Below are 13,662 nucleotides of genomic sequence, written 5' to 3'. Positions count from 1 at the left end.
ATTGTCGGCGGTACAGCTGGGTAGTTTTCACGCCGAGACCATTGAGGATGCTGGCAAACTCACAGGCGATATAGCCGCCACCAACAACAACCGCAGTTTCTGGCAGTTTGTCGAGATAAAAAATCTCATTCGATGAGATGGCGTGCTCTCGGCCGGGTATCTCGGGGATGAAAGGCCAGCCCCCGACCGCAAGTAAGATATGCTTGCAGCGAAAAGTCTGCTGGTTGATCACAACCTGGTGTGGACCGCTAAGTGCGGCATGGCCGCGTATGATTTCTACGTTAGCACCGCTGAGAATGTTGCCGTAAACACCATTCAAGCGCTCTATTTCACGGGTTTTGTTGTCCCTCAGGGTCGGCCAGTCGAACCGCAGATTGTCTGCGGTGAAGCCAAAAGAGCGCGCATTGCGAATATCACCAGCCACATGTGCAGCATAGCTGAACAACTTTTTGGGAACACAACCCACGTTCACGCAGGTGCCGCCCAAATAGCGCTCTTCAGCGATAGCAACTCTGGCGCCAAAACCAGCGGCCATGCGCGCCGCTCTCACCCCGCCGGAGCCGGCGCCGATGACAAAAAGATCGTAGTCAAAATCCATTGTGTTTCCTGTATTTCCTTTTGCAGACGAGCGTGGCGCTTACGGATCCTGTGCGAGCTGAGCCGGCGACTCATACCAGGCCAACTGCTCACGCAATCTCACCACTTCACCGACGATAATAAGCGTTGGCGCAACAACCTCCTCGCGTGTCACCAGTTCCGGCATGGTGGCCAGAGTGCCCACCAAGACCTTGTGATTGGGAGTTGTTCCTTGTTGGATCAGCGCCATCGGCGTGTCCGCATGTCGCCCGTGGGCGATCATCTCTCGGCAGATGATGGCCAGGCCTTGCAGGCCCATATAAAACACCACTGTCTGCTGGGTATGAACCAGCTCCTGCCAGGGCAAGTCCATGGTGTTATCTTTTAAATGACCCGTAACGAAACGCACAGACTGGGCATAATCTCGATGGGTCAGTGGAATCCCGGAATAACTGGCACAACCGGCAGCAGCTGTGATACCCGGCACAACCTGAAATGGGATGCGCTCCTGCGCCAGACCGGCTAGTTCCTCGCCGCCGCGACCAAAAATAAACGGATCGCCGCCTTTCAGGCGCAATACTCGCTTGCCTTCTTTTGCCAGACGGATAAGCAGCTGATTGATGTCTTCCTGAGGCATGGTGTGCTGGGAGCGGGCCTTTCCAACGTAAACGCGCTCCGCATCCTTGCGACACAGATCGACGATTTCGTCCGCCACGAGACGGTCATACAAGACAACGTCGGCTTTCTGCATCAAGCGCAGCGCCTTGAAGGTCAGCAGATCAGGATCACCGGGACCGGCCCCCACCAGGTAGACTTCACCGCGCGGCGCTGGCTTGGCATCACGCAGCTCGCTTTCCAGCATATCTTCCGCAGCTTGCCGACGACCGGCGAACATTAACTCAGCAACTGGCCCCTGCAGAATGTGCTCCCAAAAATCGCGCCGTAGATCGAAGTCAGGAATACGTTGACGAACCCTATCGCGAAACTTTCCCACGAGCTCGGTCAGGCGGCCGTAACTCGCTGGTATGGTGGATTCGAGCCGAGCCCGCAGCAACCGCGCCAGCACCGGGCTGCGGCCACCGCTGCTAACAGCGATAATTAGCGGTGAGCGATCGACAATGGAAGGCAGTATCACAGTGCACAGCTCAGGCTGATCCACTACATTTACCAGCACATTGCGCGCTTTCGCAGCCTCTGACACCACCCGGTTTATGTCAACATCGTCAGTAGCGGCAATCACGAGCATGGCGTTTTCAAGGTCGCTCTCTGCGAACTCGCGCTCATGAAACGCACCGCCACTGTCGCGGCACAGGGTTTTGAGCTGCGCCTCAATGCTCGGCGCCACCGCCGTGACCCTGGCGCCTGCCCGCGTTAGCGCGCCGGCCTTGCGCAGAGCGACCGTGCCACCCCCTACCACCAGACAGTGAGTCTGGGCAATACGTGTAAAGAGTGGCAAATAGTCCATGGCTAGCCCGCCTTGATCACATCACATTGCATGAACGCGCGTAGTGCCTCAGGTACCACAACACTGCCGTCCCCCTGCTGATAGTTTTCGAGGATCGCGACCAGCGTGCGCCCTACTGCCAGCGCAGAACCGTTTAGTGTGTGAAGGTATTCAGGTTTACCTGTCTCCGGATTACGCCAGCGCGCCAGCATCCGCCGCGCCTGGAAATCGCCAAAGTTGCTGCAGGAAGAAATCTCACGGTATTGATTTTGCGCGGGCAACCACACTTCCAAGTCATAAGTTTTTTGCGCTGAAAAGCCGATATCTCCGCCGCATAACAACACTTTGCGATAAGGTAATTCAAGGGCCTGCAATATGGCTTCAGCGTGCCCAGTGAGGGTCTCCAACGCGGCATCGGACTCTGAGGGTTTCACCAGCTGCACCAGCTCGACCTTTTCAAACTGGTGCTGGCGAATCATCCCGCGGGTATCGCGACCGTAGGAACCCGCCTCACTGCGAAAACATGGGGTATGGCAGGTAAAGCGTAAGCCCTGCTCAAGATCCGCAGCGTCGACGATGGTGTCACGCAATAGATTGGTAACGGGCACTTCGGCGGTTGGAATCAGGTAGTACTCCTGATCGCCCTGTAGCTTGAACAGGTCTTCTTCAAATTTAGGGAGCTGACCGGTGCCGCGCAGCGAATCCTTGTTCACCATATAAGGCACATAAACTTCAGTATAGCCATGCTGGCCGATATGGGTGTTGAGCATAAACTGTATTAGCGCCCGGTGCATGCGGGCAATGTCACCACGCATTACACTGAAACGGCTGCCAGTAAGTTTGGCAGCAACATCAAAATCAAGCCCGCCGAGATTTTCACCCACGTCGACATGATCCCTGACCTCGAAGTCAAAGCTCCTTGGTTCGCCCCAGCGCGCTATCTCAAGATTGTCTTCTTCGCTAGCCCCTTCGGGCACATCCGCGTGCGGGATATTGGGGACACCGAGCATCAGATTATCGAGCTCGTCCTGGGCCGTTTTGGCTTTGGCAGTCAGTTCACCCAGCTGGGTTTCGATTTTCTCAAGCGTCGCATTGACTGTGGCTTTTGCCTCATCAATGGCGACCCCGCTTTTAACCAGCTCTCCGATTTTTTTCGAGGCCTGTTTGCGTTCAGCCAGAAGGTTTTGACTGTCGATATCGGCCTGTTTCCGGGCTTGATCCAGTGCTTCAAACGCGGCAACGTCAAACTGGAAATTGCGTTTGGACAGTTGGTCGGCAATTGCCTGTGGGTTTTGCCTTACCAGTTTCAGGTCGAGCATCGAAAAAGAATCTCCGTTAATCAGCGCATCAGTAAAATGCCCAAGCCGCAGCCAAGAACACAGCTTGCTATGGTGGCGGTCACATAAGCTACCGCCAGTACCCAACGCCCGCCCTCAAGCATGGCGACGGTTTCCAGGGCAAAGGTTGAGAATGTTGTAAACGCACCCAGAAAACCCACCATCAGTAGATAGCGGTTGTCTGCATGCACGGCGCCACGCTCTGCGATCAGTACATAGAGCAAACCAATGGCAAACGACCCCAAGGTATTAACCCCAAAGGTTGCCCATGGCCAGTCGTGGCTATACCAGCTAAAACTGGCACGACCGATGGCGAAGCGGCTGACTGCGCCCAGCGCGCCACCCAATGCCACCAGCAGGTATTGTAACATCAGGAGTAACGCTTCCAGTTACTGCCGTTATCCAATTGCCGAAGATACTCCAACTTGTCGGCAATTTTCTTTTCAAGGCCCCGCCCAACCGGTTCGTAATAGCGCGTATTCTTAAGCGTTTCGGGGAAATAATTCTCTCCAGCGGCGTAGGCATCGGGATAATCGTGGGCGTAGCGATACTCTTCACCATAGCCCTGCTCTTTCATCAGGCGGGTGGGCGCATTGCGCAAATGCAGCGGCACGGGCTCGCTACCCTGTTGCTGGATGTCTTTCAGCACCGCTTTGTACGCTTTATACACAGCGTTACTTTTCGGTGCGCACGCCATATACACCACGGCTTGCGCCAGAGCCAATTCCCCTTCGGGACTGCCGAGGCGTTCCTGTACGTCCCACGCATTCAGTGCAATCTGCAGCGCGCGGGGGTCGGCATTGCCAACATCTTCACTGGCCATTCTCCCCACTCTGCGTCCGACGTATAGTGGATCACAGCCACCATCGATCATGCGGGCAAACCAGTACAGTGCCGCATCGGGAGAGCTGCCACGAACAGCCTTGTGCAGAGCCGATATCTGGTCGTAAAAATCATCCCCCTGCTTGTCGAAGCGACGCGGCTGGCCACTGAGAATTTCCTCAATAATTGCGTCGGTCAGCTGCTCTGGATGCCCGGCGGCATAAGCCATGTCCATCGCCAGCTCAAGGAAATTCAGGGCGCGCCTAGCATCGCCGTCGGCAGCACGGGCCAGGCGTTCCAACAGGGTGTCGTCGCAGGCGACATTCAATCTGTCGCGACTGCTGCGCAGGATAGCCTGCAGGGTTTCGGTCGATAGCGACTGGAGTCGGTAAACACGTGCGCGTGAAAGGAGTGCGTTATTCAGTTCAAAGCTGGGGTTTTCTGTTGTCGCGCCTACAAATATCACTGTGCCGTCTTCGACAAAGGGTAAAAAGGCATCTTGCTGCGCTTTGTTGAAGCGATGCACTTCGTCAACAAACAGAACGGTTTGCCGGCCCAAAAGCTGCTGATTTTTCGCATCTTCTATGGCGGCGCGGATTTCCTTCACGCCAGCAAGCACTGCTGAGACGGTGATAAAGTGCGCATCACAAAGCTGGGCAATCAATTTCGCCAGCGTGGTTTTCCCTACTCCCGGTGGCCCCCAGAAAATCATCGAGTGCAGCTGGCCGGAATCGAGCGCTTCACGCAGCGGCTTGTTGGGGCCAATAAGGTGTTCCTGCCCGAGAAAGCCCGCCAGATCGAGTGGACGCATGCGCGCCGCGAGCGGTTGGGAGTCGCTCACGACGCCCCTTCCTGCGTGAAGATAAATCGGCTTTCCGCTATCGGCGCCTGATTGGCCGTCACGTTCTTCAGGGCAATACTGGTTTCCTGTCCGAGCTTGTCGCGCAGGGTCATTCGCGCGAGTTTGCCCTCGGTAAAGGTCAACACCAACCTGGAGAATTCACTCTGTTTCTGGCGCGGCTTGAGCACATACTGGCGCGTCTCCTTGCCACTCACCAGGCTGATGTCGTACTGCGATGCCAGCTCATCTGCGGTGGCAGCGAGTATCATAAGCGGTGTCTGCGAAACAGAACTGAAGGGTTCTTCGGTGAGCTGTTCAAAGTCTGGATCATAACGCCACAGGGATTGACCGTTCGTCAGAATGAGGTAGCGATATGGCGCAGCAACTTCCCAGCGCATGTGGTGTGGCCGCTGAAATTGCAGTGTGCCGGATGACGTTTCGAGAATTTCACCCTCGTCATCACGTACGGTCTGTTCAAAGGTGGCGGCCAGGTTTTTCAGTTCACCGAGTGTGGCTGACAGCGTGTCCGCTGCGGTTTCAGCGCGCAAAGCACCAGAAACCAGAAGCAGCGACACCAAACACACCCGCAATAACATTCGCATCATGAAGTCGAACCTTCTATTCAACTGGCGGCGGCGCCAGTACTTCTCGTGATCCGTTGGTGCCCATTTCACTGACGACACCAGCGGCTTCCATGGTTTCAATCAACCTGGCGGCGCGGTTATAGCCGATGCGTAGCTTTCGCTGCACCGACGAAATGGATGCGCGCCGGCTTTGGGTGACAAAGCGCACGGCTTCGTCGTATAGCTCATCGCCCTCTCCGTTATCGTCGTCGCCCGTGGACGGTGCGCCGGTAATCGCATCAATCTGACTACCTTCTTCCAGCAAGCCATCGATATAATCCGGCTGTCCGCGACGCTGCCAATCTGCCACCACCCGGTGCACCTCATCGTCGGAGACAAAGGCCCCATGGACACGTACCGGCAAACCACTGCCGGGTGGCAGATAGAGCATGTCACCGTGGCCCAGCAATTGCTCGGCACCTCCTTGATCAAGGATGGTGCGTGAATCCACCTTGGACGAAACCTGGAAGGCAATCCGGGTTGGTACGTTGGCCTTAATCAACCCGGTGATCACGTCGACCGAGGGGCGCTGGGTGGCAAGTATCAGGTGAATTCCCGCCGCCCTCGCCTTTTGCGCGATGCGCGCGATCAACTCTTCCACCTTTTTGCCGACAATCATCATCATGTCAGCAAATTCGTCTATTACTACTACGATGGCAGGGAGCGTCTGTAAATCTGGTGCAGTCGCTTCCTCCTCGCCGGGCACAAATTCCTCTGCTGCAACCCAGAGCGGATCCTTCAACGGCTCGCCTGCGGCGGCTGCTTCCTGAACCTTGCGGTTAAAACCAGCCAGATTTCGCACGCCAAGCGATGCCATCAACTTATATCGGCGCTCCATCTCACCGACACACCACCGCAGACCATTTGCGGCATCCTTCATGTCGGTGATGACCGGCGCCAGCAGATGTGGAATACCGTCGTACACCGAGAGTTCAAGCATCTTCGGGTCAACCAGCATCAGGCGGACTTTATCCGGACCGGCCTTGTACAGCAGGCTTAACAGCATGGCATTAACACCGACCGACTTGCCCGAACCGGTGGTGCCGGCCACAAGCAGATGAGGCATCTTCGCCAGATCGGCAACCACGGGCTCGCCGGAGATATCATGTCCTAGCGCCAAAGTCAGTGCAGATTTGTTGTCTTCATACGCCTTGGAGGAGAGAACTTCGCGGAAGTTCACCACCTCCCGGTCTTCATTTGGGATTTCGATACCAACATAGGGTTTGCCGGGAATAACCTCGACCACTCGAACGCTGATTACCGCCAGCGAGCGGGCCAGGTCTTTAGCCAGGTTGCTGATCTTGCTAACCTTGACACCGGCGTCTGGCTCGATTTCAAACCGGGTGATCACCGGGCCGGGATAGACCGCCACCACTTTGGCTATGACATTGAAATCCGCCAGCTTCAGTTCCAGCAGACGTGACATCGCCTCAAGCGTTTCGGGCGAGAACCCTTTCTTGTTGTGGTGGTCGGCTTCATCGAGTATTTCCAGTGGTGGCAGATCGCCTGTAACGGGCGTATCAAACAGTGATTTCTGCCGCTCCTTTTCGACTCGTTTACTGGGTGCAGGGGCCTTGGGTTTAGGCGCCTCGATCTTGGGCGGCACCCGATCTTTCTGCCGGGCGATCTGTTTTACTACGGCTTCACGGCGCTGAGTCTGCATTTGCTTGACTGATTTTCGTTCACGCTGGCGCTGCTGAAACTGCTCTAGGCGATCACGCACGTTGTCGAACGTGCTCAGGGCCAGAGCGCCAGTTTTGTCCATCAGGGCTATCCACGACAGATCCGTAAAAATAGTTAAGCCGAACAGCAAAATGGCGACCAGGATCAGACGCGCACCAATAACACTGAAGGCCTCTATTGAAGCCTCACCAACGGAGGCACCCAGCACCCCGCCAGCACCGAATGGAATCTCTGCGACGCTTGCGCCGATTGCGGCCAGCGCTGTGCTCGCCAGCATGACCAGCAAAAAACCAACCAGTCGCAGCCCCAAAATGACCGGGTCTACGCCTGCGGCAGAAAAGCGATCGCGAAACACACGCCAGGCCTGAAACGCCAGCATTAACGGAAATAGGTAGGCCATATAGCCAAACAAAGCGTAGAACACGTCAGCAACCCAAGCGCCGACCGGCCCCACTGCATTATCAATATCGCTGCCCGTGCCGGTACGCGACCAACCTGGATCGTCTGCGCTATAGGAAACCAGGGCCAAAAACAGGAACAGACTGATAGCCGCCAGAGCGATTAATGCGCCCTCTCGCAAGCGGGTAGACAGCTGTTCCCGCGTTTCACCATCGCGACGTTGTGCCGAATTCTTCAAAAGTCTTTCAACCTGTTCTTTTGATTTCAAAAAACGCCCCCATCTTATCATTCATGGGGCCAGTTTGCGCCAGTGGAATAGCTTTTGCTGGCACCGCGCTTTTACCCTATCATGTGCGACCCAGCGCCCGTTACAGTCACTTTGTTTTTCAGGATTTGTTCACATGTCAGATGTCAAACACCACCAATTAATCATTCTCGGCTCCGGCCCTGCCGGCTACACCGCCGCCGTTTATGCTGCTCGCGCTAACCTGTCGCCGGTTGTCATCACTGGCCTGGAACAGGGCGGCCAGTTAACCACCACCACTGACGTTGACAATTGGCCCGGCGACAACGATGGCGTTCAGGGACCCGAATTGATGCAGCGCATGCAAAAACATGCCGAGCGCTTCGAAACCGAAATCGTGTTTGACCACATTGAGTCTGTAGATCTGTCGTCCCGCCCTTTTCGCCTTACCGGCAACAGTGAGTACAGCTGCGACGCGCTGATAATTGCGACTGGCGCATCAGCCCAGTACCTGGGGCTGCCTTCAGAACAGGCGTTCATGGGCAAGGGTGTTAGCGCCTGCGCAACCTGTGACGGATTTTTCTATCGCGGCAAAAAAGTTGCTGTCATCGGTGGCGGCAACACAGCGGTAGAGGAAGCTCTATACCTGTCGAACATCGCTTCCGAGGTCACCCTGGTGCACCGTCGCGATGCCTTGCGGGCAGAGAAGATACTGCAGGACAAACTGTTTGACCGGGAAAAGAACGGTAATATCACCATTGAGTGGAATCACACGCTGGATGAAGTGCTCGGCGACGATAGCGGCGTAACCGGCTTGCGAATCAAGAATACGCAGTCTGGCGACACCAAAGAGCTGGACCTGGCGGGTGTGTTCATCGCCATCGGTCACAAACCCAATACCGACATTTTTGCGGGCCAGCTCGACATGAAAGACGGCTACCTGAAAATCACTTCAGGCACTGAAGGCAATGCCACTGCAACAAGTGTCAGCGGCGTTTTCGCTGCAGGCGATGTCGCTGATCACGTATACCGCCAGGCAGTCACTTCGGCAGGTTTCGGCTGCATGGCCGCGCTGGACGCCGAAAAGTATCTCGACAACCTCTAACACCTTACGCAAGGGCTTGTGATGAGTTCGGTCTACTGGCTCGATCCTGACAAGCCCGATTTCCCGCCGTTATCGGCAGCTCTGCAGGAACCCAATGGTCTGCTTGCAGTCGGTGGCGACCTAAGTCCAGAGCGCCTGCTGGCGGCCTACCAATCCGGCATTTTCCCCTGGTATGAAGACCCCCAACCTGTGCTCTGGTGGTCACCCGATCCACGCGCCGTGCTGTTTCCAAACAAGGTCCACGTCTCGCGCAGCTTGCGCAAGGTGCTCAAACGCGGCGAATTGCGCGTTACCGTCGACACGGCCTTTCGACGCATCATCAGTGGTTGCTCGACCCTTGACCAAAGCCGTACCGGCACCTGGATTACCCGCGAAATGCTCAATGCCTATATCCAGATGCATGAACTGGGCTGGGCGCATTCGGTAGAGGTCTGGCGCGACCAAACGCTGGTTGGCGGCCTGTATGGCATTGGCATCGGGCGTGTATTTTTTGGTGAGTCCATGTTCAGCCGCGAAAGCAACGCCTCAAAAATAGCTTTAGTAGCGCTGTGCGAGAAGCTGCAATCGCTGGGGGTTGAGCTGATCGATTGCCAGGTGGGCAATCCGCACCTGTTTTCCATGGGTGCCGAAAACATCTCTCGCCAGCTGTTTGCCGAGCATCTGCAGCGCCTCATTGGCACTACGCCAAAACCTCAGCAATGGGGACTTTCCTAACTCCCGTCAGTTATGCGATGCTGATTCCATGGCCAGCATTCAAGACCTCAAGCTATACCAAACCCATCCGCACCCCTGCAGTTACCTTGACGAACAGCAGGCAACGACCGTATTTATTGATCCGGAAGCATCTGTCGACAAAACCCTATATACGCAACTCTCTCGCAATGGCTTTCGCCGCAGTGGCGAGCACCTTTACCGCCCGCGCTGCGAGCATTGCCAGCAATGTATTCTAACCCGCGTAGCGGTGAACGCTTTCACACCCAACCGCTCCCAACGGCGTATTGAGCGACGTAATCAGGATCTGCGAGTAGAGATTGGTGACAGCCCAGATTTCGAGCTAGATTACCCGCTATACGAACGCTATATCCGCGAGCGCCACGTTGATGGCGACATGTACCCGCCCAGTCGAGACCAATTTCAAAGTTTTCTCAGCGCCGAATGGGGAGTAACCCGTTTTGCCCGCCTGTATGACGAAGATCAGCTGCTGGCGGTGGCCGTCTACGATGAGCTTGATGATGCTCTGTCCGCGGTTTACACCTACTTTGAACCTACAGCCGACAAGCGCAGCCTTGGCACTTTTGCCATTCTCTGGCAGATCCGGCGCGCACAACAGCTGGGCCTGGGCTACGTCTATCTCGGCTACTGGATACGCAACTGTCGCAAAATGAACTACAAAATAAAATTCCGGCCATTGCAGCTACTTATTGAGCAGCGCTGGTTAACGCTGAAATAGCCCCTTAGTCGACCAACCTCCTGCTAATTGCAAGCAAGGCGCTTTGCGCTTCGCCCCGATTTAAGGCAAAATGCGCGCAGCCAAAATGGCGTACGCTTTATTTTGATACGCCACAAACCCATAGCAGAAGAAATTTCGAGGTAGCGCCGAATGGCGAAAGAAGACCAATTTGAAATGGAAGGTGAAGTGATCGACACACTGCCGAACACAACTTTCCGTGTAAAGCTGGAAAATGGACACGTAGTAACGGCCCATATCTCCGGCAAGATGCGCAAACATTACATCCGCATTCTGACCGGCGACAAGGTCAAGGTAGAGCTTACGCCCTACGACCTGACCAAAGGCCGCATAACCTACCGAGCCCGTTAATGAACGGGCGCCTCCAGCTCAGCGTCCTGCTGGGCTGTCAGGATTAACTTGCCATCTTCCACTGACACCTGCACCACACCACCCTTCTCGGCCAGCTCACCAAACAGAACCATCTCCGCCAGCGGCTTTTTGATGTTCTCCTGGATGATGCGCGACATTGGGCGAGCCCCCATTGTTTTGTCGTAGCCGTGTTCCACCAGCCACTCCCGTGCTTCGTCATCGATATGCAGGGTAACCTGCTTATCGTCCAGCTGCGATTGCAACTCGATCAGGAATTTGTCGACCACCGTCAGCACCACGCTGGTGTCGAGTGGATCGAACTGAACGATACTGTCGAGCCGGTTGCGAAACTCCGGTGTAAAAAGACGATTGATGGCTTCCAGCGAATCGGTACTGTTGTCCTGCTCGGTAAAGCCGATCGAACGCTTGCTCATGGACTCAGCGCCAGCATTGGTGGTCATCACCAGAATAACGTTGCGAAAGTCGGCTTTACGCCCATTGTTGTCGGTCAACGCACCGTGATCCATCACCTGCAGTAACAGGTTGAACAGGTCCGGGTGGGCTTTCTCAATTTCGTCCAGCAGCACAACAGAGTGCGGCGCCTTCGTTACGGCGTCAGTGAGCAGCCCCCCCTGATCAAAGCCAACGTAGCCTGGAGGCGCACCGATGAGACGAGACACCGTATGGCGCTCCATGTATTCCGACATATCAAAACGAATCAGTTCTAGGCCGAGCAAATTGGCCAGCTGTCGGCACACTTCTGTTTTACCCACACCGGTCGGCCCAGCCAGAAGGAAGGAACCAATCGGCTTTTGTGGCTCTTTCAGACCTGCACGCGCCAACTTAATCGCAGAAGACAGCGTGCTGATGGCGCGATCCTGTCCAAACACCACCATGCGCAGATTGTCTTCGAGCTTCGCCAGTGTCGCTTTATCATCAGAGGACACTGACTTCGGCGGAATGCGCGCAATTTTGGATACAATTTCCTCAATATCACCCACATCGAGCAGATTTTTTCGGGCCTCGCCCTTTTGCAAGCGCTGATAGGCGCCCGCCTCGTCGATCACATCAATCGCCTTGTCTGGCAAGAACCGGTCGTTGATATACCGATGTGAGAGCTCGGCGGCAGCCTTAAGTGCCGCATCTGTGTATTCTAGCTCGTGAAATTTCTCGAAGCGCGATTTCAGCCCCTTCAAAATACCATGGGCTTCTTCTACCGTCGGTTCGAGGACATCGATTTTCTGGAAGCGACGACTCAACGCCCTGTCCTTTTCAAAAATACCTCGGTATTCCTGGAATGTTGTCGAACCAATGCAGCGCATCTGGCCCGATGCCAGTAGCGGCTTGAGCAGATTGGAGGCATCCATCACACCGCCAGAGGCGGCGCCTGCACCGATAATGGTGTGGATCTCATCGATAAACAGAATAGCGCCTTCGCGCTTTTTCAAATCGGCCAGCAACCCCTTGAACCGCTTTTCAAAATCGCCGCGATATTTGGTGCCCGCCAGCAACGCCCCCAGATCCAGCGAGTAAACCACGCTTTCTTTGAGAATGTCGGGCACTTCGCCATCGACGATAAGTTTGGCGAGACCTTCGGCAATAGCGGTTTTGCCAACGCCGCTTTCGCCAACCAGCAGCGGGTTATTCTTGCGTCGGCGCGACAATATCTGAGCCACGCGCGTCACTTCGTCGATGCGCCCTACCAGCGGATCAATGCGCCCCGCCAGTGCCTCATCATTTAAGTTGACGGCAAATTGATCCAGCGGCCGATCGCTCGCCCCTTCAGCAGCCTCCTCATCGACTTTTTCAGCGGTGTTGCGATGTTCGTCATCGCCCACCCGAGAAATGCCGTGTGATAGGTAATTTACGACGTCGAGCCGGGCGATATTCTGCTGTTTTAGGAAGAAAACAGCCTGGCTTTCCTGCTCACTGAATATCGCCACCAGTACGTTTGCGCCAGTCACCTCCTGCTTGCCCGATGACTGCACATGGAACACCGCGCGTTGCAGTACACGCTGAAAGCCCAGGGTCGGCTGGGTCTCTCGCTCCATATCATTTTCAGGAATCAGCGGCGTGGTTGCCTCTATAAATTCCACTAGATCAAAGCGCAATTGACCAATATCGGCACCGCACGACACCATCACTTTGTTTGCCGAATCGTTATCGAGCAAGGCCAGAAGCAAATGCTCAACCGTCATGAATTCATGGCCCTTGGTTCGGGCTTCTTTAAAAGCCTGACCCAGTGTTGCTTCAAGATCTCTGCTGAGCATAAGCGCTGCTACCTCTCAATCACTGCTTTCTTCAATATCAGCCAGAAGCGGATGTTGATGCTCCCTGGCATATTGATTCACTTGTGCCGCTTTAGTTTCCGCTATATCACGAGTATAGATCCCACACACGCCCTTGCCCTGTGTGTGCACCGTCAACATGATGTGCGTCGCGGTTTGCCTGTCTTTGTTGAAGAACACTTCCAATACCTCCACAACGAACTCCATGGGGGTATAGTCGTCGTTTATCAATACCACTTGGTAAAGTGGTGGCGATTTAACCTCCGGTTCAGATTCCTGAACCGAAATGCCGCTTCCATAGCGGTCTTCATCCTCATCAGATCCCCCTGCCATGGCCTGAATGCCTGACAGGGCGCTGTTTTCAAGCTTACGTTGCATCATCGTACGTGGTTTGGATATCCGTGAATTTTACTACTGATGTAAGGGGTATATTGACTGATCAGCGTTTACCTGTATAACTTAACCTAACTAAGGCATTGAT

The 13,662-nt window shown here is 55.1% G+C and carries 13 protein-coding genes; 4 read left to right on the top strand and 9 right to left on the bottom strand.

All coding sequences use genetic code 11. From position 1 onward, the window contains the following. From ABYP39_RS12290 to ABYP39_RS12260, 7 genes are all read right to left on the bottom strand, one after another. Nucleotides 1-598: FAD-dependent oxidoreductase (locus ABYP39_RS12290; RefSeq protein ID WP_372782783.1), on the bottom strand; the 598-nt coding region annotated here is incomplete at its 3' end. Between the two features lie 39 nt (nucleotides 599-637). Beyond that, on the bottom strand, nucleotides 638-2,041 hold the full coding sequence (cysG, locus tag ABYP39_RS12285; RefSeq protein ID WP_372782781.1) for a siroheme synthase CysG: 1,404 nt from the start codon (nucleotides 2,039-2,041) through the stop codon (nucleotides 638-640). Nucleotides 2,042-2,043: 2 nt separating this feature from the next. Beyond that, nucleotides 2,044-3,339: a serine--tRNA ligase gene (gene serS / locus ABYP39_RS12280; RefSeq protein WP_372750055.1), complete on the bottom strand. Its 1,296-nt coding sequence runs from the start codon at nucleotides 3,337-3,339 to the stop codon at nucleotides 2,044-2,046. Nucleotides 3,340-3,359: 20 nt separating this feature from the next. Next, nucleotides 3,360-3,728: a fluoride efflux transporter CrcB gene (gene crcB, locus ABYP39_RS12275; protein ID WP_372750054.1), complete on the bottom strand. Its 369-nt coding sequence runs from the start codon at nucleotides 3,726-3,728 to the stop codon at nucleotides 3,360-3,362. Continuing rightward, a complete protein-coding gene (locus ABYP39_RS12270; protein WP_372782787.1) occupies nucleotides 3,728-4,990 on the bottom strand; it encodes a replication-associated recombination protein A in 1,263 nt (420 codons plus the stop codon). Before ABYP39_RS12270 ends, crcB begins: the two co-directional genes overlap by 1 nt. Before the next feature lie 26 nt (nucleotides 4,991-5,016). Beyond that, nucleotides 5,017-5,625: an outer membrane lipoprotein chaperone LolA gene (gene lolA / locus ABYP39_RS12265; RefSeq protein ID WP_372758441.1), complete on the bottom strand. Its 609-nt coding sequence runs from the start codon at nucleotides 5,623-5,625 to the stop codon at nucleotides 5,017-5,019. A 13-nt stretch (nucleotides 5,626-5,638) separates the two neighbouring features. Further along, the gene (locus ABYP39_RS12260) at nucleotides 5,639-7,963 is read right to left on the bottom strand and encodes a DNA translocase FtsK (protein WP_372782779.1); all 2,325 of its coding nucleotides are present in this window, start codon (nucleotides 7,961-7,963) and stop codon (nucleotides 5,639-5,641) included. Nucleotides 7,964-8,126: 163 nt separating this feature from the next. On the opposite strand from ABYP39_RS12260, the gene trxB reads away from it, so the two are divergent. From trxB to infA, 4 genes are all read left to right on the top strand, one after another. Beyond that, nucleotides 8,127-9,074, top strand: coding sequence for a thioredoxin-disulfide reductase (gene trxB / locus ABYP39_RS12255; RefSeq protein WP_372749597.1), 948 nt, complete (start codon nucleotides 8,127-8,129; stop codon nucleotides 9,072-9,074). A gap of 21 nt (nucleotides 9,075-9,095) precedes the next feature. Beyond that, nucleotides 9,096-9,788: a leucyl/phenylalanyl-tRNA--protein transferase gene (aat, locus tag ABYP39_RS12250; RefSeq protein ID WP_372749598.1), complete on the top strand. Its 693-nt coding sequence runs from the start codon at nucleotides 9,096-9,098 to the stop codon at nucleotides 9,786-9,788. A gap of 28 nt (nucleotides 9,789-9,816) precedes the next feature. Further along, nucleotides 9,817-10,524, top strand: coding sequence for an arginyltransferase (locus tag ABYP39_RS12245; protein WP_372749599.1), 708 nt, complete (start codon nucleotides 9,817-9,819; stop codon nucleotides 10,522-10,524). A 150-nt stretch (nucleotides 10,525-10,674) separates the two neighbouring features. After that, complete coding sequence (infA, locus tag ABYP39_RS12240) at nucleotides 10,675-10,893, top strand: translation initiation factor IF-1 (protein ID WP_183409099.1); 219 nt, start codon at nucleotides 10,675-10,677, stop codon at nucleotides 10,891-10,893. On the opposite strand, the gene clpA is transcribed toward infA, so the two are convergent. Together clpA and clpS are read right to left on the bottom strand one after the other, a co-directional pair. Continuing rightward, on the bottom strand, nucleotides 10,890-13,163 hold the full coding sequence (gene clpA / locus ABYP39_RS12235; protein ID WP_372782777.1) for an ATP-dependent Clp protease ATP-binding subunit ClpA: 2,274 nt from the start codon (nucleotides 13,161-13,163) through the stop codon (nucleotides 10,890-10,892). The genes infA and clpA overlap by 4 nt on opposite strands. 15 nt (nucleotides 13,164-13,178) lie before the next feature. Continuing rightward, complete coding sequence (gene clpS / locus ABYP39_RS12230; RefSeq protein WP_372782785.1) at nucleotides 13,179-13,514, bottom strand: ATP-dependent Clp protease adapter ClpS; 336 nt, start codon at nucleotides 13,512-13,514, stop codon at nucleotides 13,179-13,181. Nucleotides 13,515-13,662 lie beyond the last annotated feature (148 nt).

It is taken from the genome of Litorivivens sp. (assembly GCF_041625495.1).
Classification (GTDB): Bacteria; Pseudomonadota; Gammaproteobacteria; order Pseudomonadales; family Spongiibacteraceae; genus Litorivivens.
The sequence above is the reverse complement of the archived record's forward strand: the minus strand, read 5'-3'. Positions and strand labels throughout refer to the sequence as shown.

What these genes read in the sequence shown, in the direction of transcription:
- serS (WP_372750055.1), bottom strand. Translation starts at nt 3,339, where the DNA reads ATGCTCGACCTGAAACTGGTAAGGCAAAACCCACAGGCAATTGCCGAC.
- cysG (WP_372782781.1), bottom strand. Translation starts at nt 2,041, where the DNA reads ATGGACTATTTGCCACTCTTTACACGTATTGCCCAGACTCACTGTCTG.
- crcB (WP_372750054.1), bottom strand. Translation starts at nt 3,728, where the DNA reads ATGTTACAATACCTGCTGGTGGCATTGGGTGGCGCGCTGGGCGCAGTC.
- lolA (WP_372758441.1), bottom strand. Translation starts at nt 5,625, where the DNA reads ATGATGCGAATGTTATTGCGGGTGTGTTTGGTGTCGCTGCTTCTGGTT.
- ABYP39_RS12245 (WP_372749599.1), top strand. Translation starts at nt 9,817, where the DNA reads ATGGCCAGCATTCAAGACCTCAAGCTATACCAAACCCATCCGCACCCC.
- ABYP39_RS12270 (WP_372782787.1), bottom strand. Translation starts at nt 4,990, where the DNA reads ATGCGTCCACTCGATCTGGCGGGCTTTCTCGGGCAGGAACACCTTATT.
- aat (WP_372749598.1), top strand. Translation starts at nt 9,096, where the DNA reads ATGAGTTCGGTCTACTGGCTCGATCCTGACAAGCCCGATTTCCCGCCG.
- clpA (WP_372782777.1), bottom strand. Translation starts at nt 13,163, where the DNA reads ATGCTCAGCAGAGATCTTGAAGCAACACTGGGTCAGGCTTTTAAAGAA.
- clpS (WP_372782785.1), bottom strand. Translation starts at nt 13,514, where the DNA reads ATGGCAGGGGGATCTGATGAGGATGAAGACCGCTATGGAAGCGGCATT.
- trxB (WP_372749597.1), top strand. Translation starts at nt 8,127, where the DNA reads ATGTCAGATGTCAAACACCACCAATTAATCATTCTCGGCTCCGGCCCT.
- infA (WP_183409099.1), top strand. Translation starts at nt 10,675, where the DNA reads ATGGCGAAAGAAGACCAATTTGAAATGGAAGGTGAAGTGATCGACACA.